The sequence below is a fragment of the Peribacillus deserti genome, assembly GCF_016909175.1.
GTDB classification, from domain to species: domain Bacteria; phylum Bacillota; class Bacilli; order Bacillales; family DSM-1321; genus Paraperibacillus; species Paraperibacillus deserti.
In genome coordinates, this window is the sequence record NZ_JAFBFI010000002.1 from 17,566 (window position 1) to 42,616 (window position 25,051).

27 protein-coding genes and 1 pseudogene are annotated in these 25,051 nt (G+C 38.3%); 16 read left to right on the forward strand and 12 right to left on the reverse strand.

Going from position 1 to position 25,051, the window contains the following annotated elements; translation table 11 throughout:
* Positions 1-244 precede the first annotated feature (244 nt).
* The gene (locus JOC77_RS02245; protein WP_204537991.1) at positions 245-412 is read right to left on the reverse strand and encodes a hypothetical protein; all 168 of its coding nucleotides are present in this window, start codon (positions 410-412) and stop codon (positions 245-247) included.
* Positions 413-693: 281 nt separating this feature from the next.
* On the opposite strand from JOC77_RS02245, the gene JOC77_RS02250 reads away from it, so the two are divergent.
* Positions 694-2,112 (forward strand): Na+/H+ antiporter NhaC family protein, encoded by a 1,419-nt coding sequence (locus tag JOC77_RS02250; RefSeq protein WP_204537992.1) that lies wholly within the window; start codon positions 694-696, stop codon positions 2,110-2,112.
* 176 nt (positions 2,113-2,288) lie between these two features.
* On the opposite strand, the gene JOC77_RS02255 is transcribed toward JOC77_RS02250, so the two are convergent.
* From JOC77_RS02255 to JOC77_RS02275, 5 genes are all read right to left on the reverse strand, one after another.
* Positions 2,289-3,497 (reverse strand): sensor domain-containing diguanylate cyclase, encoded by a 1,209-nt coding sequence (locus JOC77_RS02255; protein ID WP_204537994.1) that lies wholly within the window; start codon positions 3,495-3,497, stop codon positions 2,289-2,291.
* Between the two features lie 248 nt (positions 3,498-3,745).
* Positions 3,746-4,567 carry an STAS domain-containing protein gene (locus JOC77_RS02260; protein WP_204537996.1) on the reverse strand — a complete coding sequence of 274 codons (822 nt, stop codon included), beginning with the start codon at positions 4,565-4,567 and terminating at the stop codon, positions 3,746-3,748.
* A gap of 361 nt (positions 4,568-4,928) precedes the next feature.
* A complete protein-coding gene (locus tag JOC77_RS02265; protein ID WP_204537998.1) occupies positions 4,929-5,657 on the reverse strand; it encodes a YwaF family protein in 729 nt (242 codons plus the stop codon).
* A gap of 300 nt (positions 5,658-5,957) precedes the next feature.
* Positions 5,958-6,602 carry a class D sortase gene (locus JOC77_RS02270; protein WP_204538000.1) on the reverse strand — a complete coding sequence of 215 codons (645 nt, stop codon included), beginning with the start codon at positions 6,600-6,602 and terminating at the stop codon, positions 5,958-5,960.
* A 1-nt stretch (position 6,603) separates the two neighbouring features.
* Positions 6,604-8,034 carry a processed acidic surface protein gene (locus tag JOC77_RS02275; RefSeq protein WP_204538002.1) on the reverse strand — a complete coding sequence of 477 codons (1,431 nt, stop codon included), beginning with the start codon at positions 8,032-8,034 and terminating at the stop codon, positions 6,604-6,606.
* 214 nt (positions 8,035-8,248) lie between these two features.
* On the opposite strand from JOC77_RS02275, the gene JOC77_RS02280 reads away from it, so the two are divergent.
* Positions 8,249-8,686, forward strand: coding sequence for a GNAT family N-acetyltransferase (locus tag JOC77_RS02280; RefSeq protein ID WP_204538004.1), 438 nt, complete (start codon positions 8,249-8,251; stop codon positions 8,684-8,686).
* Between the two features lie 74 nt (positions 8,687-8,760).
* Positions 8,761-9,810 (forward strand): dipeptidase, encoded by a 1,050-nt coding sequence (locus tag JOC77_RS02285; protein ID WP_204538006.1) that lies wholly within the window; start codon positions 8,761-8,763, stop codon positions 9,808-9,810.
* Positions 9,811-10,002: 192 nt separating this feature from the next.
* Here JOC77_RS02285 and JOC77_RS02290 read toward each other — a convergent pair whose 3' ends face one another.
* Positions 10,003-10,173 (reverse strand): hypothetical protein, encoded by a 171-nt coding sequence (locus tag JOC77_RS02290; RefSeq protein WP_204538008.1) that lies wholly within the window; start codon positions 10,171-10,173, stop codon positions 10,003-10,005.
* A gap of 180 nt (positions 10,174-10,353) precedes the next feature.
* On the opposite strand from JOC77_RS02290, the gene JOC77_RS02295 reads away from it, so the two are divergent.
* The 5 genes and pseudogenes from JOC77_RS02295 to JOC77_RS21130 form a co-directional block, all read left to right on the forward strand.
* On the forward strand, positions 10,354-10,764 hold the full coding sequence (locus tag JOC77_RS02295) for a hypothetical protein (protein WP_204538010.1): 411 nt from the start codon (positions 10,354-10,356) through the stop codon (positions 10,762-10,764).
* 135 nt (positions 10,765-10,899) lie between these two features.
* Positions 10,900-11,436 carry a DinB family protein gene (locus JOC77_RS02300; RefSeq protein ID WP_204538011.1) on the forward strand — a complete coding sequence of 179 codons (537 nt, stop codon included), beginning with the start codon at positions 10,900-10,902 and terminating at the stop codon, positions 11,434-11,436.
* A gap of 492 nt (positions 11,437-11,928) precedes the next feature.
* Entirely contained in the window at positions 11,929-12,606 is a 678-nt protein-coding gene (locus tag JOC77_RS02305; RefSeq protein ID WP_204538012.1) for a DUF975 family protein, read from the forward strand.
* A 202-nt stretch (positions 12,607-12,808) separates the two neighbouring features.
* Positions 12,809-13,618: a zinc transporter ZupT gene (gene zupT, locus JOC77_RS02310; protein ID WP_204538013.1), complete on the forward strand. Its 810-nt coding sequence runs from the start codon at positions 12,809-12,811 to the stop codon at positions 13,616-13,618.
* Between the two features lie 163 nt (positions 13,619-13,781).
* Positions 13,782-14,029, forward strand: a pseudogene (locus tag JOC77_RS21130) (VOC family protein); the annotation flags it as partial.
* Between the two features lie 113 nt (positions 14,030-14,142).
* On the opposite strand, the gene JOC77_RS02315 reads toward JOC77_RS21130, so the two are convergent.
* The gene (locus JOC77_RS02315) at positions 14,143-14,619 is read right to left on the reverse strand and encodes a YndM family protein (RefSeq protein WP_204538014.1); all 477 of its coding nucleotides are present in this window, start codon (positions 14,617-14,619) and stop codon (positions 14,143-14,145) included.
* Positions 14,620-14,860: 241 nt separating this feature from the next.
* On the opposite strand from JOC77_RS02315, the gene JOC77_RS02320 reads away from it, so the two are divergent.
* Positions 14,861-15,358, forward strand: coding sequence for a GNAT family N-acetyltransferase (locus JOC77_RS02320; protein WP_204538015.1), 498 nt, complete (start codon positions 14,861-14,863; stop codon positions 15,356-15,358).
* 30 nt (positions 15,359-15,388) lie between these two features.
* Here JOC77_RS02320 and JOC77_RS02325 read toward each other — a convergent pair whose 3' ends face one another.
* Positions 15,389-16,507, reverse strand: coding sequence for an NAD(P)/FAD-dependent oxidoreductase (locus tag JOC77_RS02325; protein WP_204538016.1), 1,119 nt, complete (start codon positions 16,505-16,507; stop codon positions 15,389-15,391).
* A 540-nt stretch (positions 16,508-17,047) separates the two neighbouring features.
* Between JOC77_RS02325 and JOC77_RS02330 the strand changes: the two genes are divergently transcribed.
* The 3 genes from JOC77_RS02330 to JOC77_RS02340 are packed head-to-tail and all read left to right on the forward strand — an operon-like array spanning position 17,048 to position 19,471.
* The gene (locus JOC77_RS02330) at positions 17,048-17,803 is read left to right on the forward strand and encodes a GTP cyclohydrolase II (protein WP_204538017.1); all 756 of its coding nucleotides are present in this window, start codon (positions 17,048-17,050) and stop codon (positions 17,801-17,803) included.
* Entirely contained in the window at positions 17,796-18,911 is a 1,116-nt protein-coding gene (gene ribD, locus JOC77_RS02335) for a bifunctional diaminohydroxyphosphoribosylaminopyrimidine deaminase/5-amino-6-(5-phosphoribosylamino)uracil reductase RibD (protein ID WP_204538019.1), read from the forward strand. Before JOC77_RS02330 ends, ribD begins: the two co-directional genes overlap by 8 nt.
* On the forward strand, positions 18,908-19,471 hold the full coding sequence (locus tag JOC77_RS02340; RefSeq protein WP_204538021.1) for a 5' nucleotidase, NT5C type: 564 nt from the start codon (positions 18,908-18,910) through the stop codon (positions 19,469-19,471). The genes ribD and JOC77_RS02340 overlap by 4 nt, the downstream gene beginning before the upstream one ends.
* Before the next feature lie 509 nt (positions 19,472-19,980).
* On the opposite strand, the gene JOC77_RS02345 is transcribed toward JOC77_RS02340, so the two are convergent.
* Positions 19,981-20,262 carry a hypothetical protein gene (locus JOC77_RS02345; RefSeq protein ID WP_204538023.1) on the reverse strand — a complete coding sequence of 94 codons (282 nt, stop codon included), beginning with the start codon at positions 20,260-20,262 and terminating at the stop codon, positions 19,981-19,983.
* A gap of 812 nt (positions 20,263-21,074) precedes the next feature.
* Here JOC77_RS02345 and sigH point away from each other — a divergent pair.
* Complete coding sequence (gene sigH, locus JOC77_RS02350) at positions 21,075-21,728, forward strand: RNA polymerase sporulation sigma factor SigH (RefSeq protein ID WP_204538025.1); 654 nt, start codon at positions 21,075-21,077, stop codon at positions 21,726-21,728.
* Positions 21,729-22,076: 348 nt separating this feature from the next.
* Complete coding sequence (locus JOC77_RS21795; RefSeq protein ID WP_377337111.1) at positions 22,077-22,202, forward strand: DUF6954 family protein; 126 nt, start codon at positions 22,077-22,079, stop codon at positions 22,200-22,202.
* 159 nt (positions 22,203-22,361) lie between these two features.
* Here JOC77_RS21795 and JOC77_RS02355 read toward each other — a convergent pair whose 3' ends face one another.
* Both JOC77_RS02355 and cdaS read right to left on the reverse strand, forming a co-directional pair.
* Positions 22,362-22,724: a hypothetical protein gene (locus tag JOC77_RS02355; protein ID WP_204538027.1), complete on the reverse strand. Its 363-nt coding sequence runs from the start codon at positions 22,722-22,724 to the stop codon at positions 22,362-22,364.
* A 187-nt stretch (positions 22,725-22,911) separates the two neighbouring features.
* Complete coding sequence (gene cdaS, locus JOC77_RS02360; protein WP_204538029.1) at positions 22,912-23,535, reverse strand: sporulation-specific diadenylate cyclase CdaS; 624 nt, start codon at positions 23,533-23,535, stop codon at positions 22,912-22,914.
* 204 nt (positions 23,536-23,739) lie between these two features.
* Between cdaS and JOC77_RS02365 the strand changes: the two genes are divergently transcribed.
* Positions 23,740-24,315, forward strand: a complete 576-nt coding sequence (locus JOC77_RS02365; protein WP_204538031.1) for a LemA family protein — start codon at positions 23,740-23,742, stop codon at positions 24,313-24,315.
* Between the two features lies 1 nt (position 24,316).
* Positions 24,317-25,039 carry a TPM domain-containing protein gene (locus JOC77_RS02370; RefSeq protein WP_239558554.1) on the forward strand — a complete coding sequence of 241 codons (723 nt, stop codon included), beginning with the start codon at positions 24,317-24,319 and terminating at the stop codon, positions 25,037-25,039.
* Positions 25,040-25,051: the final 12 nt, after the last annotated feature.

Sequence of the window (25,051 nt, forward strand, 5' to 3'; positions counted from 1 at the left end):
TCAAAGTTGAATTGATGTGTGCAAAAAGGGAAGATAACGGATCAGTCTAATGTCTAGGAGATTGAATATTTGTAGAGTAGATGGATTCGAATTGAATAGCCCGGAATTCTGACAAAGCTGCTGGAATTTTAATCGAAGGTATTTTGATGAAAAGTAGATATGTCTTATTGGGATTATAGGGCAAGTGACTATTGGGTCTAGTGATCCTGCTGGGCTGGGTATAGGTCTTATACAAAAGAGGAGTTTAATCAGAACTGCTGGAAACCATTGTATTCGCTTTTAATTGTTCCTCGTTTTGCACGTAATCCATAGAATGTCGTCTTGAATTGGCTCCGGAGTATCTGTCACCAATGATCCAGATTAATAGTGCTATTAATATCAAGGATATAATGCATACCGCTGCCCAAATCATGTTATTCCTCCTATAAAAAGTATTCTTTAAATACAATATGCGCCTGGCTTTTGGATAAGTTCCTTTTTTTCTATATTTAAAGTTCATTGTTGGATTTGGCACTATTTTGATTGGAGCGTAAGGCTCCCGGACCGCCCGCGAAAAAGCGAGTCTTAGGAGGAAATCAACGGACACATTTAGACTTTAATAGAGCTAATACTCATTCGACACTCCTGCTTTTGCATAATTTTGTGCATCCTTCGCAATCTATCCATAGAACCTAAAAGGCAGGGTGAAGATTTTTGCAGAATGAATGGCTATCCATAATCCCGTTTTTAATTGTTATTCCCATAGCAATCATGACCAAGCAGGTGCTTCCAGGGCTGTTCGCAGGTTTACTAACCGGTTCATATTTACTAAAGCCAACGCTTTCCGGCGGGCTTGAATCAATGATAGGATTCTTGGTCAGGGGACTGGTAGATTCCGGTAATATTAGAATATTACTTTTCCTGTATGCATTTTCAGGATTGATTGGAATGATCAAAATTTCTGGAGGAATCAGGGGGTTTGTAGAAGAAGCTTCGACCAGAATACATACAAAAAGGCAGGCTTTAATTCTTACCTATTTGTCGACTCTTGGTACGTTTGCAGCACCGAGTTTTCGTTTTGTTACAATTGCACCCATTATGCGGGCACTGTTGAAAAAGGTAAAAATGTCCACCCAGGAACTGGGCTTTGTTATAGAAACGACTGCCACGCCCGTTATCGTTGTGATTCCTATTGCTACAGCATTTGTCGGGTATATGACTTCAATCGTAGATATTGCTGTGAAGAACGAACATATACAAGCGGACCCATATAAACTTTTTATCCAAAGTATCCCTTTTAATTTTTTTTCTTATGTCATGATTTTAGTAGGGATCTACTTAAGTTTTTTTCACCGTTCTCAATCCACGGAAGAAAGTGATCCAGACAAGATTGGGGAACAAACGGGTACGGATGAAGAAGACTGGCATGGCTGTGACCCGGCAGTAGGGAGAGAGCTGCCTTCTAAACCCTGGAATTTGCTAATCCCTTTATTTTTGGTCGTATCGTTAACACTCCTTTTCACATGGTGGGATGGTTATCAAAAGGAAAAGGCTCTCTTTGCAGCATTTATTAAAGCCGATGTGATGCAAGCAATGCTTGTCGCACTTTTATTAACGTCCATTATTTGCTTTGTTTTCTTAAGAATGCAAAAAATGAAAACCGCTGAGCTCATTAACAGCTTTCTAATGGGCGGTAATGAAATGATGAGTGTTATTGTTCTGCTGGCAGTTGTCTGGGGACTGTCGTCCGTTACAGAACAGCTTGGCTTTACCGAATTCATTACAAATCATGCTGGATGGATACCGCCGTCTATCGTTGTTCCGTTATTGTTTCTGTTTGGAGGCGCAGTTTCCTATTTTATAGGGTCAGCCTGGGGAACATGGGGGATTCTAATGCCTTTGGGTGTTTCTATGTCTTATGCAGCCGATATATCTTTGCCCCTGGTGATAGGTGCTGTTTTTGCAAGCGGCACGTTTGGAGCTTTTGCCTCCCCATTAAGTGATGATACCAATACCATTGCAAGAATCCTTAATTTATCCGTGATGAAATATGCACGGTATAAATTTAAGCCAGCGTTAATTGCAGCTGGAATCACTGCCATTTTATACAGTATCACCGTTTTTTTTATTTAGCATGAGAGGAAGTCCTGCATATTCAGCATATGAAAGCTTTAAGTAATATTGCGGGTTATGAGAGGATCTATACAGATAGGGAAAGACACAGGTAAATGGGTTTTATTGCAATGTAAGAGAACTGTTTAAAAAGCAGGCAGCGCATACATTCTGTAAAGAATGTATGCGCTGATTTTTTATTTTTTATTACTGCATCCCTTTTCATTTGAATATAAAACAAATTGATTCTTGCCGGTTCTCTTCGCCTTATATAAAGCGATATCTGCATTTTTCTTCAAGGTTTCGGAAGAATGAGCATGTAAAGGGTAGATGGCGCCGCCGCCGCTAATGGATACAATTATAGCTGTTTCACGGATATATATAGGATTTTGGTTTAAATAGGAGCATAAATCTTTAAACAGGGTGCTAAGTTCAATGGTTTCGGCGTTGGGAATGATAAACATAAACTCATCTCCGGCATAGCGGTAAGCTCTTGCCTTGCTGCCGCATAAGCTTTTCATGCCATTTGCAATAGCTTTCAAATATAAATCTCCTGCATGATGTCCATATTGATCATTAATATTCTTAAGTCCATCTGAATCTATCATCAAGAGGGAAACGGGAGCATCACTATTTTGAATAGTAGCCTCTAAGTCCGAATGGAAGGCTCTGTAGTTTCCTAATCCAGTCATTTCATCAGTAAGCGACATTTCATAATTCATGGTATACAGTCTGGCGGTAATAATGGAACTGATAACCTGATTGCCGATAATCTGCAGCAGATCCTCATGTTCTTTTCGGTAGGCAAATTCACGATTGCTTTGGGCTGATATAACTCCCTTAACTTGATCATCTATAACAAGTGGGACATATATGCAGGTATTTCCTTCTCCTTTGCCTATTATGTAATTAAATTCGTCTAATTCCTGAGCTGTTTTTCCATGGATCGTTTCTTTCGATTTAATTACTTTAACTGTAAAGCTGTTGTCATCAAAGGGAATTTCAACTGAATTCAAAAACTCTCCATCATCCATCATAAAAGGGATTTGAATTTTCTGATTTCCTTCCTCGTATAAAGCGATAAAAAAAGAATCTGTCGGCATTACTCGTGAAACGAGATGATAGGCTTTTTCCATAAGAACTTTTTCATTAAGAGTCTGCGAGCATGTACGCCCAAAATCATGAAGAATCCGCAAGTGCTCATTCAGCCAGGTCATATCGATTATTTTTTCATTAATATTGCTTAATTCATTCAAAATAGCAGAGAGGAGACTGCTGATATCTGTATCTTTTTGTCCCTCGTGAAGGATTTTAAAGGCAGACTCTTGTCTTCTATAATCAGTAGAACCAACTGACCGAACCAGGCTTAGAAATTCTTTATATTGCTCTATAGTTTTGCTTGCCATTTTTACACATCCATGTCTGAAACTTCTTTTAGTAGATTAGCAATAAGTTAATTTTCTATTAATTATAACATTTATTACCATGCTAAAACTATTAATATTGTTTTAATACAGCACTAAAGATACAGAAGAAGCCACTGCATTATTTCATTTAAATCGAATGACTAGCAAGAAACCTTTTATGTTACTCAAATCTTATTTTTTTTTGAAAACAAAGACTCTGCATGGAACCTTTACCGAAAAATGATCTGCTATTTATTTAAGGACTTTATGGCAAGATGAAGACTGGAGAAGGTGTGTACATCCTGAAAATCAATACCCAGGTTGACCATGGTCTGGGCTATTTCTGGACGGATGCCTGTTAGTTTCGCATCAATGCCAATCAGCTTAAGGGCAGAAATAACTTTAAACAGCTGAGCCGCCACCATTGTGTCTATTATAGGTACCCCTGATAAATCAATAATAATATACGAAAGATTCAATTCAGTTCCTTGGGATAAGGCCCTTTCCATTAATTGCTGGGCTCTTAGTGTATCAATATCACCAATAAGGGGAAGAACACCAATTTCTTCTGTCACCCGTACAATCGGAATGGTTAGATCATCCATCTCTTTTTCGGCTGCCTGCAGCAGCGCAGCATGGGTGCGTGAGTAAGACAAACTAAGCCAATGAACAGCCCGGTCTACCACGGAATCGAAACGAGATATGACATCATAAAGGGAGTCTAAAGAGAAATTCAGATTTTTTGCTTCATCTCTTATTATAATACCAATTGTCTCACGATAAAATCGGACTTCCTCAATAGCCAGATCAAGCGGAATCTGTAAATCTACGAGCAGGTTTACAATATTATCACCCCAATTTTTAAGGTGAAGATATGTCTCATCAAGATCTCTAGTGATAGAATTTGCATAAATTTCTATAAGATTCTCTCTCCAAATGGAAAGAAAATGATTTGTTTTAGCAGAATAAATGTGTTCATCCGCATTTTTTCTTTGTTCCGCAAGCTCTGCTTTCTTATTTAAAACAAGGTCAGCAATCGTTTTCAGCTGTTCATTTATTAATAGGCTCATATTTAGACTCCTTATAATCTATTAACATTCCTTATTTTACAAAATGTTTACAGTTTTTGTAAAAAACCACCAATACTTTTATTCTCCTTAAATTTATTTTTTCCTTTAGGTATATTAAATTTTCTACATTCTTAAAAAGGTGCCTAAATAGATTCTTAGTTTGGTAAAATAGTGTAAAAATATTTGCTATTTGGAAAATGCATCTAACCTTTTCCCGCTATCATAATCGATTATACTAAAAAGAGGCAGCTTCCTTATTGGAAGCTGCCTCTTTCACATAGGAATGTGTAACACAAAACCTTACTAGACCGAAGATTCCATTTCGAAATACATACTATATAGACTTATATTATTAATATCTTCATTTGTTTACCCGGAAAGGTCCATCTGCCGTTCTTTCTCTGAACAAAATCCATACAATCAAACTCAGTGCCGCTAATAATCCTTCAAGGGAAAGTATATACCACGGGTAGGGTCCCAATGAATCCAGTAAACTAGTACTTTCAGGTTTATGGCTTAAGAACATGTAATTGCCCATAACAAGCCTATTGACTCCCATCACGATTGGCAGCAGGGTATTCAGAAAAAGAAAAACTTTAATAACTGACGATAGGGTAGGTCTATAGCCAAATACCCACGTGAAATAGAGGGGGACCCAAATTATGATTAAATGTGTATAAAAGAAGTGGAAAAATCTAAAGTGGGGAAAATCAAAAATTAAAACAGGTGTGAATAAAGCCTGAGAAGCTCCCAGTAATGAGGTGAAAAGTAACAATTCATAAAAAACATAGCACCTGGTGATGAGAAGTGCGACAGTCAAGAACAAGCTTATACTGCAAAGCTCCAGCGGTAAAGATTGGGAGGCTGTCCATATTCCGTTTTGAATCATCCACAAGTGAAAACCAATTTCTGCAGCAAGCAGAGAAAGGGCTGTCACCCATTCCGTTTTCCTCAGCCCGCTTTGTCCGAGCTTTGTCCTATATAAAAATATGAATCCAGAAATAGTGAATAAAAGTAAAATTACCGTTATGTGGGATATTGAAAAGGCTTCAAAGGTATACTTCTCATTCGAGGCTTCAAGCCAATCCATCTCTTATCCCCCTAGTATAGTTTTTTGGATCATTATAACATGATGTAAAAGAATGATGGATTGGTTTTTTTAAAAGAGTGGTTTATTAGAAAGTCAGCTGTTATGGGGATTAGGTATGAAGTTTTCTATTAGCTATATATCGAACGGGCTCAGTTCTCTGAAATTCATACCAGACAATATATTTTTTTGTCTTCCGTTCAACAAAGCCTTTATAGCAGAATGAATTATATTTTTGCATAGAATCGAAGCATCTCAAAAGATAAAAAAATAACAAAAGAGAGGCTGGAATCCTCTCTTCTGTTAATTAATTTTCTTGTCAGCAAGATAAGCTGACAAAATGTATCGCTGAGGTGCTGAACCAATAAAATGAAAGGGATAACAAGTACTAACAGTAAGTGTTGCACGTGGTTTAGGGACAATTACTGTTCGATCATCAGCATCCACAATCCGTACTTTATTTACTTTATAGTGAAATTCACCTGCTGATGTCCGCACAATCAGTGAATCACCGTCTCCCACTTCTCCAAGATTTCTAAACACTGTATCACGATGTCCCGATAATACGGAATTATCTTTTTCGCCAGGGAGCACACTTCCGGCAAAGTGTCCGACTCCTTTTTCCAGTTCATCCTCATTTGTACCGTGGTAGATGGGAAGTGCAGCTTTTAATTTTGGTATATACAGTTCCCCTATTTCTTCACCGATTTTAGGCCGTACAGGATACAGCTCATTTTGATTCATCATTTTTCTTTTTTGCTTAGGCTTTGGAGGTGAATCTTTCTCTTTATCATCAGTAGAAGCGTTAGTTTGAAATAAAAAATACCCTTTTGCATATTTATAGACATTTGTTGTTGTTAATAACAAACCGCTGATAATTAGCAGCAAAGAGAGTGAAATAAGAAGCAGCCGCTTTTGACGGCTGTTTCCATTATTTCTTCCTTTCATCTCAGCTTGTCCTTACTTTGCGGTACATCATGAAGCCTGCAAACGCTAGTGCAAGACCAAGGAGGGCATTAGGAATATAATCCGAAGCAGTTTTCGGAAGTTTTGCACCCTTTACAGTTTGAATGGATTCATGCTTTTTAAACGTTTCTTTTTGCAGATGCTTAGGTTTTTCTACTTTAGAAGCAGCCCCGCCATTTGAGACTGTTTGCTTTACATCCTCGACTGATTCCTCAACCTGCTCCCCTGCATCAATGATGGTATCAGAGTCCACCATGTCACCAGAAATCAGCAGGTCAGCAAGGAGATCTCCGCCTGTTGTATAAAGAGTGATTTTAAGCTTAGCATCTATCAATTCTTTCATGTTTATCAAATCCAAAATGGATAATGAAGTTTCAGTGCCATTTTTAACTAAGCTGTAATCAGCTTTAAGCTGAAAGATGGATAAGAATTCATTATAAATGGCAGTCATTTCTGCGATTTCATTAGGTGAAATTTCTGTCGCGACCTCAAAGTCTTCAAAGGCCATCATTTTTTCAGCTAGTTCATCCAATCTATCCATAGTAACAGGATCTGATAATACGTCTTCTAAAGTTGTTAGATGTTTTTCTATATTCTCGAGTTCTTGTTCTGTTAGCCCAAGTTCCTCTTCGAATATTGGAAGAATATCCTCCGCAATCTCTTCATCCATTTCAGGGAGTTCCCCTTCAGTAAAGGTCCATATGTCTTCTTCTAATTGATCCATAAAGACATAGTTGTTGATATCTTTACCGTTTTCCTTCAATAAGCTGAGAAGAGATGTTTTATCCAAATCATAGTATTCATTAAAATAATCCAGGTTGCTTAAATTTGATTTTATAACATCACCCATGTATTCACTAAGCTCAGCAACGGATTCAAAGGTATCCAGGCTGTCTTCGAATGTTTCAAGATAGTTTTCTAGATCTTCCCTTGTTACTTGAAAGCCCCTCGTTGCACTAATTTTTGCTAAATAGCCTTCTAAATCCTGTTCAAAGTTAGGATCCTGTACAAATTCGCCTTCCATATATGTATAGATTGCGTCAGTCAGATCGTACACAAATACATAATCATTAAGTACTTCTCCATTTTCTTGCAGTAAGTTTACAAGACCGGCTTCATCCAGATCGTGCTCTTCATAAATGGACTTTATATTGCTCAGGTCTTTTCTTATGACTGTACCTAGGGACTGGCTAAGCTCATTTACCGATTCATAATCGGCTAGAGATTCGTCGTACGCTGCAAGTGAAACTTGGATATCTTCCCTCGTTACATCAAATCCTCTAATCCCGCTTACTTTCTTTAAATATTCGTCTAACTTTTGCTCAAAATCAGACTGCTTTGCAGCCATTGTCAGGTGAGGAAATAAACTCAATAACAATGAAAAAGATAATAAAATTGCCCCCAGTTTTTTCACGCTGTTCTCCCTTTCAACTTCTATATTTCTTGTATTCTAGAAGATTATAAAGGAGTAGTAATAATTATACAATGAGGATAGTATTACCAATTTAGAGGTTGATAAAAGTAAGAGATTTAAATAAGGAGTTTTTAAGATTTTTAGGTATGATTACAAGATCATACTAAGTAATATGGAATTAGAAGGGAAGGCTTGTTATTGAGGAGGGGGCTACTTGGTGGAAGTTTTACGAATTGAAGCGAAAGATACATATATTATAAGACATAATGTGCTGCGTCCTAATCAAACTATTGATGATTGTAAATTTCTAAATGATGAGGAGAACAATACCTTTCATTTAGGCGGTTTTATTCAAGGGGAATTGATTAGTATTGCATCATTTTATAAGGAAAAAAACTCCGGCTTTGACGATGAACATCAATATCGCTTAAGGGGAATGGCTACACTGCCACATTATCGCAGCAGAAAAGCAGGAAGCATCCTTATAAAAGAAGCTGAACTGTTATTACAGAGCAGGAAAGCAAGTGTCTGGTGGTGTAATGCAAGAACATCGGCAAGTGGTTATTACCAGAAGCTTGGATTACGGGTACATGGAGCGATTTTTGAAATAGACGGTATTGGCCCGCATGTTATGATGTATAAAAATTTGTAGAAACAATAAGCTGTCAAAACATTGGGCGGCCCTGATATGATAGAATAGACAGATAATTTAAAGGAGGCAGATATATGAATCATTTTCCTATTTTGGATGGTCATAACGATACACTTTTAAACCTTTATCATTCAGAAAGAGGGCTAGGCCGTTCTTTTTTTATAGAATCTGACGCTGGCCATATTGATCTTCCCCGTGCAGAAAGAAGCGGATTTGGCGGAGGGTTCTTTGCCGTGTTTACCCCAAACTCTTCTTACAAAATGGAAGCGGCAGAAACGGGCTTAGGGTATGAAATACCCCTGCCTCCGCCTATTGACCATGAATATGCCGTTCGTAAAACACATGCAATGGCTGCGAATTTGTTCCGTTATGAAGCAGAATCGAGTGGACGCTTCAAGGTGGTTAGAAGCTCAGACGAATTATCTTCCTGCATCGAGAAGCAAATCGTCGCAGCTATCTTTCATATTGAAGGTGCAGAAGCTATTGATACAGATCTAGATGCGCTCCATGTTTTTTATAAAGCAGGCCTCAGGTCACTTGGCATAGTATGGAGCAGACCAAATGCTTTTGGTGAGGGAGTTCCTTTTAAATTTCCATCTTCACCTGATATCGGCGGAGGATTGACAGCAGCCGGCAAAAATCTCGTCCGGGAGTGCAATAGCCTTGGGATCATGCTAGATACCTCGCATTTGACTGAGAAAGGCTTCTGGGATGTTGCCAATATTACTGATAAGCCTATTGTTGCTACACATTCCAATGCACATGCTTTGTGTCCAATGTCTCGAAACATTACGGATAAACAAATAGCGGCTATTGCTGAATCTGGAGGGGTAGTAGGGATAAACTTCTCAATCGGTATGCTTCGAAAAGATGGAGGGAGGGACGACAATACTCCAATACACGAAATAAGCCGTCATATAGAGTATATTGCTGGGAAATTCGGGATTGACCATGTGGCCTTCGGTTCCGACTTTGACGGCACAAACATACCTGCAGAGCTAAAAGATGTAACAGGTCTTCCAAAAATCATTCAGGATTTAAGGGAGAAAGGGTTTAGTGACTCAGATCTATTGAAGATATCTCATCAAAACTGGCAGCGTGTGTTGAAAAATACCTGGAAATAGTCTTATAGGGGACTTGCTCACTTCCTGATCACGTTACATATGGGTCTATTATTCTGATAAATGGTCAAGTTAAACAGCTATTGTTGATTCTTTCTTTATTCATTAGCTCTTTACCCGGCCTGATTCTTTACATAGGTATGCAGAAAAAGGAAGCTGACCTTAGGGCCGGCTTCCTGGAATGTGACGATACGATTATTCCCGGATCTCATCTAAATCTTTATGCACTTTCAAAAGGTTTGTAAGTAAAGATGTAAACCTTTTTTTGTCTTGATGTGGTGTTTCATCAAGCTCTTTTTTAATTTCATAACTTTTTTTTATTAATTCATTTATTTTTTGCTGTATTTTACAGTTAGAAGGTTTCATTGTTTTTTCTCCAATACTTCATTTTCTTAATATAATTTAACAGAAGAACATTACCAATAGATGTATTTTTTATTAAAAATGTATTGCAAAGTAAAATAAGTTGTTAAATTGGTATAAAATTACTCAGATATGAGTTTTAATAGAGTAAGAAAACTTAAAATTAATAAATAAGGTGATTGTTTGAAGGAAATAATTATTATCCAAAATATATGTGAAGAGCCTGTATGGGAAGATATTTTTTCAACAATTCTGATGTCTTGTGATGGCTTTGAATTGTCTTGCCCAGCAGATGAATTTCCTGATGAATGTATATACATAAAAGGTGCAGCACAGCATGCTGACGGCCTGATTATAATAAAAGGACAACTTGAGGATTATATAAAAAATATCTTCTATTTGTGCACTGAGCCTTCTTTTGATGGAGAAAAACCTTTGCTTTGGAACTTAAAGTTATACAAAAAGGATGTCCTTTGTCTGGCTGTAGAAAAATATGTGACCGGAAAAATACATATCAACCAGGATTTAATAAGTCATTTAAGGAAGAATGAAGTACCTCTGGAGTCATTATCATACAAATGGCTGCAGGAATGAATGCTGCTGTGCTATTAAGCCAGCAAAAATCAAATATTAAGTAAAATGTGTAAGTAATTTCTTGTTTATTCGAAACATTATACTGTCTGTTTAACAAAACAGAAAGATCATAGTTAAAAAGGAAGAAGGGTAATTATGGATATTACACCAGAAAAAAGTGAATATGCCCCCTATTATTCATCATATCTTAACCTGGTTCAGGATGCAGATATATTTAGCACACTTACTTTGCAAATGGCAAGCATGAAAAAAGAATGTAAAAAGCTGACAGACAAACAGGCTGCTTTTCGATATGCCCCACAGAAATGGAGCATTAAAGAAGTGATCGGCCATATTGCGGATACTGAGCGCATCATGAGCTTCCGTCTTCTGAGTTTTGCAAGGGGAGAAACAACAGTTTTGCCCGGGTATGATGAAAATACCTATGTTATGGAAGCTTCCTTTCATACTCAGTCCATTGAAGATCTGCTAGAAAATTATACTGCCGTCCGTTATTCTACCCTGCAATTATTAAAAAGCTTAAATCAGGAAGACTGGCTTAAAAAAGGGATCGCAAACAGTTCAGGAGTCAGTGTACGAGCGCTGGCAGCTATTATTGCAGGACATGAACTCCATCATAGGCAGATTATTAGAGATCGTTATTTGGAGTCAGATTCTTTCCCCACTACGTAATAAACAGATTTTATTAGTGAATCCGCACTAATTACTTTTTCCGCTAGGCAAAGTGTTTTTTTAAGAAATTGCTATATTATGCATGCTAGGGTGTTCAAGGAAAGAGAAAAAAAGGAACCCTGTCTAGAAAAAAGATTAATTGTTGTCTGTCTATTTGTTTAATTCTTTATGGCTTTAGGACTCGTTATTATCCGTTCTACTTCCAAAAATGGCCTCATGCGTGAGGCTCTTTATTTTGCTTCAAACCATACTTCACTTTAGTTTGAAGTGTTATTTAACAAGAGATTACAAATAACGTATAAAAATTGATTCATATCTTACCCTTTTAAAAATAGAATAATTTAAATGAGGTATAACCATTCATGCAGCAGGTTAGATTCAGGAAGTATAAGCTGCAAAAGTTATTGTAAGTCTTAAAATTCAATTTTTGCTCTGTTTACCGTCATTTAGACAAATCATGGTATAATCCTACTGGAAAAAGGGGGTGTAAGTGTGTCAATTTCTGAAATTAAAAATGAGGCAAAAAGGTCACTGAACGGCAAATGGGGAGCTGCGGTTTTAGTTACTTTTATTTTTTTCCTATTTAACACATTGCTGAGCTTTTTTGGTGAAATCTTGATTGCGGGGGGCTTAAATGAGTGGTGGAATCAAGAACAGACACCTATAGAAGCAAATCTGTTTAACATAATTTTATCGATCATTTTATTGCCATTATCTACAGCATTTTATTGGGTCTTTTTACATGTTTCCAGGCATGAAAGTATTAAAGTTTCCCAGCTGTTCACTATTTACTCGAATGGGAAATGGGTTCTGAAAATCATCGGAGCTTCTATTCTTATTGCTATTTTTTTAGTACTTTGGTCTCTATTATTGATTATTCCCGGAATCATAAAAAGCTTTTCTTACTCACAAACATTTTTTATTTTAAGAGATCGTCCAGAATTATCCATTCTTGAGGCTATAACTGAAAGTAAAAAATTAATGAAGGGCTATAAGTGGAAATTCTTCCTAATGAACCTTAGCTTTATTGGTTGGGCAATTTTATGTATTTTCACGTTAGGAATTGGGCTGTTATGGCTTGCGCCTTATGTTACAACCTCCATGGCAGTATTTTATAATTACCTTATCGATCATTATCAAGATCATGCTGATAAAGAAGCTATTATTTAAACAGCCTCCAAGCAAAGCCGATTATGGGAATCCATAATCGGCTTTTTCTTTTGAGAAAAATTCCATTTTGCAAAAGTTCTAGAATTTTTTAATTTAAATGGTTTATTGATGTGAAAATTATTTCGTAAGGTGTAAAATGTTGCTCATAGGAAACTTTTATGAGTAATACGCATAGTTTATAAAAAATAAAGGAGGAGAACAGATGGCTGAAAATGTATTGCTTGCTTTTGGATTAACTTTGTTCGCAGGTCTTGCAACAGGAATTGGCAGCTTGCTTGCTTTTTTTACTTCCACCACGAATACCAAATTTCTTTCTATAGCTCTTGGATTTTCCGCTGGTGTAATGATATACGTTTCGATGATTGAAATTTTCGTTAAAGCAAAGGATGCGTTGGTGGGTGCTATGGGGGTTCAATCTGGAAACTGGCTGACTGTCGCGGGCTTTTTTGGAGGAATGCTGTTAATTGCAATGATTGATAAATTTATTCCTAAGGCAGGGAACCCGCACGAACTAAAGAAGGTGGAGGAAATGACTTCTTCAGGAAAGACCGTAAAAGACCCGGCGCTCTTAAAGATGGGGACATTTACCGCCCTTGCGATTGCAATTCATAATTTTCCGGAGGGCATTGCCACGTTTACATCTGTCTTACAGGATCCAGCTCTTGGTATTGCAATAGCCTTCGCAATTGCTATTCACAATATTCCAGAAGGAATCGCTGTTTCTGTACCAGTTTATTTTGCAACAGGAGATAAGAAGAAGGCATTTAAACTTTCATTCTTGTCCGGCTTATCGGAGCCTATTGGGGCTATAGCGGCATATTTTATCTTAATGCCTTTTCTTAATGATGTGATGTTCGGAATTATTTTCGCAGCTGTTGCAGGGATCATGGTATTTATATCTCTGGACGAATTACTTCCCGCTGCGAAAAAATATGATGAAGATCACTTATCTATTTATGGGTTAATAGGCGGTATGGTCGTTATGGCACTTAGTTTATTGCTCTTCATTTAGAATGTAAGCAGCAAAGGTTGCTGAAGAAATTTAATGCCTGGATATGGACTGTTAAAAAGCGGTTCTATAACCAGGCTTTCTTTACAATTTAGAAAAACCTTCATATGGGTGTTGAAGTACAAAATCAAGCAAGTCCCATAGAGAAAAGTCCTGATCTATTGTTAAAATTCACCAGTCGTATACCCATTTGGCTTTTAGTATAGAAGAAAAGGACTACGACAGGGTATATGAAAAATTAGTTTTACTTAACGTTAACATTATTCCAGGGCGTCAGAGAGATACAAAGGATAAAAAATCGATTTATTTCACCGACAGAGACGGACATAAATTTGAATTTCACACTGGAACTTTGTTTGATAGAACCAGCTATTATAATGAGGAAGGAAAAAACATATGGGATTTTACATATAAAAAAGAGGCAGTTTCCTAACGGATTCTGCCTTTTATACATAATAAAGATTGATTAAAGGGAAAAACATGTAAAGATCTTCAAAGAGCTTATCCTATAAATAAAAAATATATGGTTAGTTATTTTTTTCATCTTCGTTTTCCTTTTTACTCCTTACGTCTGGACGTACCGGGGTAAGGTCCTCAGAAGCCTCTGTTTGAAAACGTGATGAACCTCTTCCTTTGCTCTGATGTCCCTTAGCTTGCACAGAACGATTGTCACCTCTAGGGATGATGCGATGAAAAATATATTCAAATAAAGTTACTCCAAGAGCTGCAGCCAGGGAGGCTGATACTAGGTTATCCTGGAAAGTTAAATTTCTGCTTAATAGCCAAATTAGAAAAAAAGCCAGTCCAAAATCAGCTGCAGTGGCAATTAAATTATTCGTTCTTCTTAAAATCACTAAATCGCCTAATATATAAGCAATTACAGTTAATAAAATCGATATGACCAGCACATCGAAAATCGAAAAGTTGTTAAATAACCCAAGAATAATGCCCAGCATAGAAAAAGTAGCGATAAACTTAATTAACAGCGGCAATATATGTCTCATTTCACATCTCCTTTTCCCTATATTGTGGCTGTCTAACTCTTAAGTATACTTTTATAATGTGAAAATTTTATTTGGAAACAATCCAGGAAGTATGTCTGAAGAGACAGTAAATGAGGGAATCCAGTTAGGATGACGCTTTAGAAGCTTATTTCTTGATGACTATACATTCAAATTTTATAAAATAATATTCAGATAATTTTCCATCTAGCTGCAAAATACACATTCGGTTAGGAGAAATCAGATGAGTACACGATCTTCTAATGCAATTGTAACGCTTGATTTCTATCAGCAAAAATTTAAAAAGCAAGTGGAGGAAGATTATTATTTAACGGAGGATCAGGCATTCTTTACTTCCCTTCCCAAAGATGCTATTAAATCTTACGATACAGCTGAAGACCGATATCCCATAGTCATATTGAACGGGACTCAGCCTGCTGGGTTTTTCATTCTTCACGGCTGGGAGGGTGTAAAGTCTTTTTATAGCAACAAAAGAGCTATTCTTATAAGGGCCTTTTCCATTCAAGCGGATTACCAGGGCCAAGGAATTGCCCATGAATGTTTTCGAAGGCTGCCGTCATTTATTAAGAAACATTTCCCCGATAAAAACGAGATTGTACTTGCAGTGAACCATAAGAATACAATAGCGCAGCATGTGTATAAAAAAGGCGGTTTTACAGATAAAGGCATCCGGGCAATGGGCAAAAGAGGAAGATCATATATTATGCATCTGTCAATATGACAAAAAGGAGCTGCAGACAGCTCCTTTTTATTAAGTCTCCGCCACAGCGCCGGCAGGGTCATACTTTCCAACATCAATATCACAATCAGCCCCCAATGCTAGCTTGGCAAGCTGTGTACCTAGGTAAGGACCCATTGTAAGACCAGAGGCTCCCAAACCATTTGCGGTTAAAATACCTTTCCAGCCAGGCAGAGTACCGATAACAGGCAGAAAGCCAGGCGTGAATGGGCGGAAACCGACTTTCGCCTCCAGAAATCGGCTTTCAGCTAAGCCAGGTGCGATAGCAAGGGCCTTGCTTAAAATCTCGTTCAAACCGCCAGAGGTAATGGTAAGGTCAAATTTGTCCATATTTTCATGAGTTGCACCTGCAACAATCCGATTATTCTCAAATGCAAGCAAATACTGATCGCTTGGCGGCATCACAACCGGCCAGCTGCCTGTATCTCCAAAAGGATACTCCAAATGAACGATCTGTGCTTTTTGAAAGTGTACATTAAAATGAATGCCCAGCGGCTGTAATAATCTATTTGCCCATGCACCAGCACACACAATGACTAAATCAGCTGCCATTATTTCTCCATTACACTGTACCCCCAAGACTTGATTTCCTTCAAAATAAAGAGAAGCATCAGCATGTATTAGTTCTGCTCCGTGTTTTTGGGCGGCCCTCAGCAGTGAATCCCGGAGCGCTCTTCCATCTACACGGGCAGCGCCGCTGATATGTACAGCACCATAACCCTCTGCAAGAGGGGGAAAAAGTGCTCTTGCTTCGTTTGGAGTAAGTCGGCTGATTGTTCCTATTTCCGGAGCTTCTTCTCTTCGCTTTACAGCTCTTTCTTCCATAGCAATCAGCTTAGCATCTTCTGTATGAATGCTTATAGCTCCAACTTTTGAATAACCTGTATCCTTTTCTCCATCTTCTATAAGTTCAGCAATCAAGGAAGGGTAATATCCCGCTCCCCCTTTTGCGAGCTGGTACCATGCTTGATTTCGCCGCTGAGACAGCCAAGGACAAACAATTCCTGCAGCTGCATCGGTAGCCTGACCCTTATCTTTCCGGTCAATAACGGTAACATTTGCACCTTCTTTAGCCAGCCTATATGCGGTTGAGGCTCCCATTATTCCAGCACCTACAACAATATACTTCATCTTATTTTACGCATCCTTTACATGTCTGTTAGCTTTCTTTTGTTCTACTTTGATACTTCCATACAAGTATCATTATAAATGATTCAGCCGCTGGGGATTATAAAAATGAACTGGTTACGTTTATTCGGCTGTTTTCTTTTATTAAATGGAGATATACGTCTTACTATTTAAGGCAGACAAGAGTAATTTTAACCTCCACAAAATGATACATTAACTTATTCAATTTGGCTAAGCTTCTTACGAGCAGTCAGCTCTGTTCTAAGATTGCGGCTAACCCAGCGTTTAGCCTATGAAAGAATTAGTATGTTCATTTAAGGTTTTCAATTCTTTAACCATTAATTATTTTTTAATGCAAAAGCATAAAAAGAGTACATAATCGCATAATCATGCTATTATTATGTAACCGCCATAGTTACAGCTTACTTGTTTAAGATTTCAATATTATGCTTAAAACTTTCTGACTTTTCAGGAAGGGTTTTTGATACTATAGTACTGGCTTAAAAAAAGCTGTCCATTAATAATAAAAGGAATGACCATACAATGAATCAAACAAAATTAGACCGAAAAGTACTTTCAATCTTAGAAAAAAAAATAAAGCTGATCCATACAGAAAAAGGAGCCATATATTTGGTTGGCCCCATCAGGCTTCCTGTTAATTTATATGGGGAGACTGTTATCTTTCAATGGTATAGCTGGTTAAACTCAGAAGAAGTATCAGAGGACTACGAACGAATAATTGATAAGCTTTCTTCGCAAAACCTGGCGGAACTACAGCAATCCAGTGTACTGGTTTATGGAGATTTCGAATTGAATGAAGACGCATTGATCCGCATGCATTCCATTTGTCATACCGGTGACATTTTTGGAAGTAAAAGATGCGACTGCGGGTATCAGTTAAAACAATCCATGAAAATGATTCAGGAACACGGAACAGGAGCTCTGTTTTATTTAGCGAACCATGAAGGAAGAGGAATTGGTTTATTCAGCAAAGCGATGGCTTATGTTCTTCAGGAAAATGACTATGATACGGTAGAAGCAAATGTTAATCTTGGCTTTGTGGATGATTCAAGAAATTACAGTGATGCCATTAAAGTGTTAAAAGCACTTAGAACTAAACCTGTTACTTTAATTACTAATAATCCAAAAAAATTGCAGGCACTGAAAGAATCAGGAATGCTAGTTTCAGGTCGGACTCCGATATGGGGAGATATCTCCGAGTTTAATGAAAAATATTTACAGACTAAAATACAGCGTTCGGGTCATCTAAAAGATGAAGGGACCTGTCCAAATGAGTAGCCACGAGTTTTATATGGAAACTGCGTTAAGGAATGCACAAGCTATGAAAGGGCAGACAGACCCGAATCCTTTGGTTGGGGCTGTAATCGTCAATGACAGCCGAATAGTGGGAATCGGTGCCCATCTGAAAGCAGGGGAGCCCCACGCTGAAATCCATGCTATACGGATGGCTGGCGAAAAAGCAAAGGGCGGTACCATTTATGTTACACTCGAACCCTGCTCCCATTATGGAAGAACCGGGCCCTGTGCAGTTGCTATAGTCGAAGCAGGAATAAGTAAAGTGGTCATAGCTGCCCTAGATCCTAATCCGATAGTTGCAGGAAATGGCGTGAAAATTCTCCAGGCCGCTGGAATTGATGTGGAAATTGGAGTTCTGAGGGATGAATCGGAAAAGATGAATGAGGTATTCAACAAATTTATTGTTGAAAAAATCCCTTTTGTTACGCTAAAAGCTGGAATAACGCTTGATGGAAAAATTGCTGCTTATACTCATGACAGTAAATGGATTACGTCTGCGGAAGCCAGACAGGATGTACATAAAATAAGAAATGAAAATATGGCGATTCTGGTGGGAGTTAATACAGTTATCAAGGATGATCCTGAACTGACTGCCAGAATTCCAAATGGACGTAATCCGATAAGAGTGATTATGGACTCCTCGTTATCTATTCCTTTAGAAGCCAAAGTTATTACGGATGAAAAAGCAGAAACATGGGTTTTCACCTCGCAAAATTTTAATCAGGATAAACGAAAAGTGCTTGAGAATTTAGGAATACAGGTTTTTGTAACAAATGGGGTGTCACAGGTTAATCCCAAGGAAGTTTTGAAAATACTGGGCGAAAGGCTTGTATCTTCCCTAATGATTGAAGGAGGAGGCACCATAAATGCCGCCTTTTTACAAAATAAGCTAGTGGACAAAGTTGTCTTGTATATGGCGCCTAAACTAATAGGCGGCCGAGATGCAGCCACGTTCTTTGAGGGAACAGGAATTGACAAAATGGCTGATGCGATCGAGCTTGAAGATATAGATGTTGTGAAAATCGGAAAAGACTTTAAATTTACAGGCTATCCGGTTTATGAAAAAAGCTTACTAGGAGAAGAAAGATGAAGTTTGGATTTGATATTGATGATACATTAATCAATTTGCGTGAACATGCTTTTCACATTTATAACCGCAGACTGAACAAAAATGTCGGTTTAGATGTATATCATGCTTTAAATACCGTGGAAATTCACGAAGCCTTCGGTCTATCAGCAGCAGAAGGTAAAAAAATGTGGAACAGTTTATTACATGAAATTTACTATACATCCTGCCCGCCGCTTACAAACGCGGTAGAAACTTTACAAGAGCTTGACAAACAGGGTCACGAAATTTACTATATCACCGCAAGACCCAAAGAACATGAAGAAGGTACAAGAAAATGGATGACTCAGCAGGGTTTCCCTATGCAAGAAGGCAGGTTCTTTTGCGGAATGAAAGATGAAGAAAAGATTCAAATCATCCGTAGTCTGAAGCTGGATTATTACTTTGACGACAAACCCGCCGTTCTCGAAACATTATCTTCTGAGAAGCTAAAAGTCTATGTCATGAACCAGTCCTACAATCTGCATATGAAAATACCCCGTATTACAAGCTGGTCAGAATTAAAGGATATAATTACAAAATAAAGAATTTAGAGATCTGGATTGAACCAGGTCTCTTTTTCAAATTGGTTTTATGAGCTCTATATTAATTTAGGATGGCTGCACTTGTTAAATGGCTGCTCGAATGGCATACAGCCCGTACTTGTGGCTTCAGTGTGCGAGTGGCAGGTTGCTCCATGCGGTTGACTGCTCGCGTGACTGGGATTTGCTCTTAATATTAAAAAAACTGCTCGCAAATCACAACATTTGCTCGTAAAGGGGTTGATTGCTCGCAAGTGTTCCCATGTTACTCGGAAGACTGAGAATTTGCTCTTAAACATTAAAAAGCTGCTCGCAAACCAAAATACTTACTCCCAAAGCGGCAGCCTTCTTGACATTAATGGAAAATCCTACTAGCAGCCACCGTTTCTCACTCTTTCCTCAAGCACAGATCGGTAAATGGCTGAGCATTCATCCGTAATAAACCAGGTAAAGTCATATACTTCTATAAGAAAACAAAGCCTGCCCTGAAAACAGGGCAGGCTTTGTTTTGGTTAGCGGTAACCGCCGCCATATCCTCCGCCGTAACCGCCGCCATAGCCATACCAAGGATAATAAGGGTACGGATAGTAAGGTCGCGGGCGAGGATAGTAATACGGATAATACGGATAATATGGCCTCGGTCTTGGTCTTGGACGAGGACGGGGATAATATTGACCATACCCTCCACCGTAGCCGCCGCCATACCCTCCGCCGTAACCACCGTATTGTCTTTCATCGATTTCCTGCTGCTGATAATTTTCATCTATAATTTGATAGGGCATATATTCCTCCAAGTGAATACCTCCTATATATACTTACTCTTTCCCTAGTTGGACTAAAGCTTCATAGCAAAAAAGAATGGATGGGAAGAGTATAAAATATTAATATTCTTCTTAGAGTTATTTGGCGCCTGTACCGAAATCAGAAGTTAATTAAAAAATAAGGCTTTATTAAATTTCAATGGGATTATGCCACTATGTAAACTTCGCTGCAGGCGCGAAACTCCTGCGCGAGAATGGGGTCAAGGGAGACCCCCGCAGGTGTAAACGTGAGAGGAGGATCCCGGACCGCCCTCGAAAAAGCGAGTGCCAGTGGAAATCAACAGGCAAGTTATATAGAGCTTAATCTTTGTTTTATTTCTGTGGGACTTATGCCTTATATAATCCAGATATTTTGAGAATTATCGCGCTATAAACTAAAAAAACCTATAATATTTAGAGTGATTAAAAATTGGAAATTTCCTGCTTTTGCGGGAAGTTATCTGGAGAGGTATGGTATATCGCTAGAAATTTGGACTGATTCATATGACAACTATTGTCAACAATAGTCGATATTTGCTGATATCTTTAAATGCTTCTGTGGGTTAATATAAAGTTACATATTAATAGTTTTTGTAACTTACTAGCCTGGTGACCTGGAGTCTTAGAACAGGGTATAACCTGCCTTTTATGCTCCTAGCTTAGGAAATGTAATGAAATATTAAAATACATAACTGTGCTAAGCTAAAAATAACTCCTAAAAACCTTCTCGATCAATGGGCCAGCTGGGAGGTTAGGTATCAGTTATTAAACATCAAAAACTCATCTGAATTAGTGGGGGGATATGAGTGAGTGTAGACTTCGGAGTAAGGCTGATTGATAATTTTGCTAAATTAGACGATGAAGCATTAGTGAGACGAGTGCAAAGCGGTGATGGTGAATCTTCTGAAATATTGATTAATAAGTATCGAAATTTTGTTCGTGCCAAAGCAGGCCCCTATTTTCTGATTGGAGCAGATAAAGAGGACATCATTCAAGAAGGAATGATCGGACTTTTCAAGGCTATTCGAGATTACAAAGAGGACAAGCTTACTTCATTCAAGGCATTTGCCGAGCTATGTGTAACCAGGCAAATTATAACTGCGATCAAAACTGCTACGCGTCAAAAGCATTTTCCACTGAATTCATATGTTTCTTTGGACAAGCCAATTTATGACGAAGAGTCAAATCATACCCTTATGGATGTTATACCAGCTGCTAAGATTATGAATCCTGAAGCCTTATTTATTAATCAGGAGAATGCGGATGATATTGAATTAAAAATGGCAGCATTGCTAAGTGATTTAGAAAGAAGAGTACTGGCTTTGTATATTGATGGCCAGACTTATCAGGAAATTTCAAATGAATTAAACACCCATGTGAAATCCATTGATAATGCCCTTCAAAGGGTAAAAAGAAAATTAGAACGCTATCTGGAGCTTAGAGAAGTGATCCACAGCTGAATTGTATATTTTACTCTAGAGACGATTTTCCCTTATGGAAGATCGTTTTTCTTTTGCACGAGCTTACATGAACCCGAGGGATTCTCTTGTTCGTCCCTGAAACTTTACGGCTAATTTTAAGACTATTGGGAAATTCTCATTCCATTTGTTCTGAGGCAGAAATGATGTTTAATTTATTAAAGAGTCTTTTAGTTACCGCAAAAAACTTGGGTGGATATCAGAATAGATCCATAACGCAGGGTGCGGACTGTGGGATGTTTATATAAAGATACAAAAAGGCCAAATAAAGCTGAAGAATGGTGAGAAACTTGACTATTGTTATATCGGTATTCTATACAGTACTTTTATTTGTTAGTTGCATTTTTTGGCATTGGACCGGTTCTATTCGCGGATGGAGCGACGATAGAAAAATTATTGACCATTTTACTCATACACTTGCTGGTTGTTAAAAAGCTGAGAATAGCTTGTCCCTAGGAAACATTTCCACTTCTTATGGGAATGTTTTTTTATTTATCAGTCTAATAGGGAGGAAGGTTATATAAAATTAATTTCTGATATTTCAAGGGATTTATTACAAAACACAAAAGTAAGCGATATAAGGTTTTCTTATACCGCCTCATTTATATCTATTTATTAATCTTGTTCTTGGTCTTGATCCTGGTTTTGGTCCTGGTCAGATTCAGAATCTGCGTCTGAGCGGGATCGAACTCTAGATCTGGAATCAGAATCTACATTAATATCGATACAGAAATCCACTCTTGCGTTACCGCTGTTAATAATTTTGGAATTTGCATGTGAGCTGCTTCGGTTATGGTTTTTTAGATCATTATCACTATCATTGTTATTATCTGAACGGTTTTTTGAATCGATTTCATTATCTACGTCAGAGTTTACTTTAGACCGATTCCTTAAATCATTGTCAATCGTAAAATCGACATTTGAATCCGAATTTGACCTTGAACGGCCATTGTTGCGATTTCGCCTATTTTTAGCCATGATTTATCCCCTTTCACTTTTCTAAGATTAATTTATTCAGAATCACAGGAAAAGGAATGGACAATAAACCTATATAAATGGATTTTTCTCAAGTATTTTAGACAGCAGGCTATCTCGCCGCCAAACTAAACTCATGTAGGAACAGGGGAAAGGGACTGCACCCGATATTTAAATTCCGCATCTTTGGTTAGTGTGTTGTCTGCAAGTTTGAAATAGGATAAAGCCGTCCGTTTAAAGCAAACGACACCTTGCCAGTTTCTTCGGATACTACTAATACAAGTGCATCGGTTAGTTCTGACAATCCCAGGGCAGCCCGATGGCGTGTACCGAGTTTTTTTTCGATAATGACTGCTTGAGTTAAGGGAAGAACATTTGATGCAGAGACTATTTGGTTCGCCCTGATTAAAACTGCGCCATCATGAAGAGGATTGCCAGGATAGAAAATGGTTTCCAGTAATACGGAGGTCAATGGCGCCCCGACCATCATACCTTTTTGAATGAAATTCTCCAGAGAGTCAGTGCGTTCAACCACTATTAAGGCACCATATCGATTCTTAGATAAATTTTGGATAGCAGCTGATAGATCTTCAAATTTATCAGTAAACGCAGATAGGTAGCAATTTAAGTAAAATGTGGCTGCGGCTGACTCGATATTGAGAAAGTTTGATTTGATGTCTTCAAGTTTGCCGAGTAGACAATTATTTTCGCTGCCAAGAACCAGAAGGCTGTCTTGCAGGTCAGCCATTATAGAATGAATTCCCTCTACAATTTTTATTTTTAATGGAGAGAAATCACAATTAATTTTATCCAAGAAGGAGACCTCCTTTATTAATTATCCGATATCTTCAAAGTGTATACTTTATGGCTAGTATTCGTCATTTTTATCTGTGTAATCTAGCAGAAAATTTTCCAATCTTATCCGATGCTCTGCCGGGTAAATAATTTGGTTTAAAAGGGGTTGTGAATAGGGAAATCTAATTAAAATACAAATTACAGCTTAGAATGGAGTGGAATTATGGCTAAAAGGTCACTGGGACCAATTATTATTATAGTTGGTATTATTATTGTTTTAATTCTGATGTTAATGGGAAGCTATAATGGCTTTGTAAATGCGGAAGAAAATGTAGATCAATCCTATGCTCAAATAGAGAACCAGCTGCAGCGCAGGCTCGATTTGATTCCCAATCTGGTGAATACTGTTAAAGGATATGCTGCACATGAAAAAGAAACGATTCAGGCTGTTTCAGATGCAAGAGCCCGTCTTGCAGGAGCAAGATCCCCGGAAGAAGAGGCTACAGCTAATGCCGAGCTCTCATCAGCGCTGAGTCGTTTGCTTGTTGTAGTCGAAAATTACCCGAATTTAAAGGCGGACAAGCAGTTTACCCAATTAATGGATGAACTGGCTGGTACAGAGAATCGTATTTCAATTGCCCGCCGTGATTATAATGATCAGGTATCTTCTTATAATAAAAAGGTAAAACGGTTCCCCGGAGCATTGGTAGCTGGAATAACCGGCTTTGACCAGAAAGAGTATTTCAAGGCCGACCCAAGGTCTCAGCAGGCACCAGCGGTTGACTTTGGAGGAAAGTAACATGGGCGGCAAAAAAGGCTCTGTTTTTTTCATTATATCAATGCTTTTTGTTTTGATGTGCGGCAGAGCTGAAGCGGCTGCTCCGGATCCTATTCCGCGTGCTTCCGGGGATATATATGTCCAGGACATTGCCAATGTTCTAAATCCTAATGAAGAAGCGCAATTAATGCAATTGGGGCGCACTATAGAGGACCAGACAAGTAATCAGATTGCTGTACTCACAGTGAGTTCTATTGGAGAGGAAGCAATAGAGGATTATGCTAATCGAGCTTATCGAGAATATGGCCTGGGAACAAAGGAAGAAGATAATGGCGTATTATTAATAGTCGCCATGAAGGAAAAGAAGATTAGAATTGAAGTGGGCTATGGCCTCGAAGGAATCATTCCTGATGGCAGAGCTGGCAGAATTATAGATGAGAATGCGGTTCCAAGCCTTCAGGCAGACCAGCCGAACATCGCAGTCATGAAAACATATGGGGCGATTGCGAATGCCGTCTCAGGAGAAGAGAGTAAAAAGGGCGGAACACCTGCACAGGAAAATGGCAGCTCTATTCCATCATGGCTCTTAATTTTGATTGCAGTCGCTTTTATTATCCTTGATTTTATGTTTTTTGGCGGCACACTTACCTTTTTCCTGCTTTCTATTTTCTCAAGAGGCGGAGGAGGTCCCCGGGGTGGTGGCGGCGGGTCCTCAGGCGGAGGCGGAGCTAGCCGCGGCTGGTAATTGTATGATGAA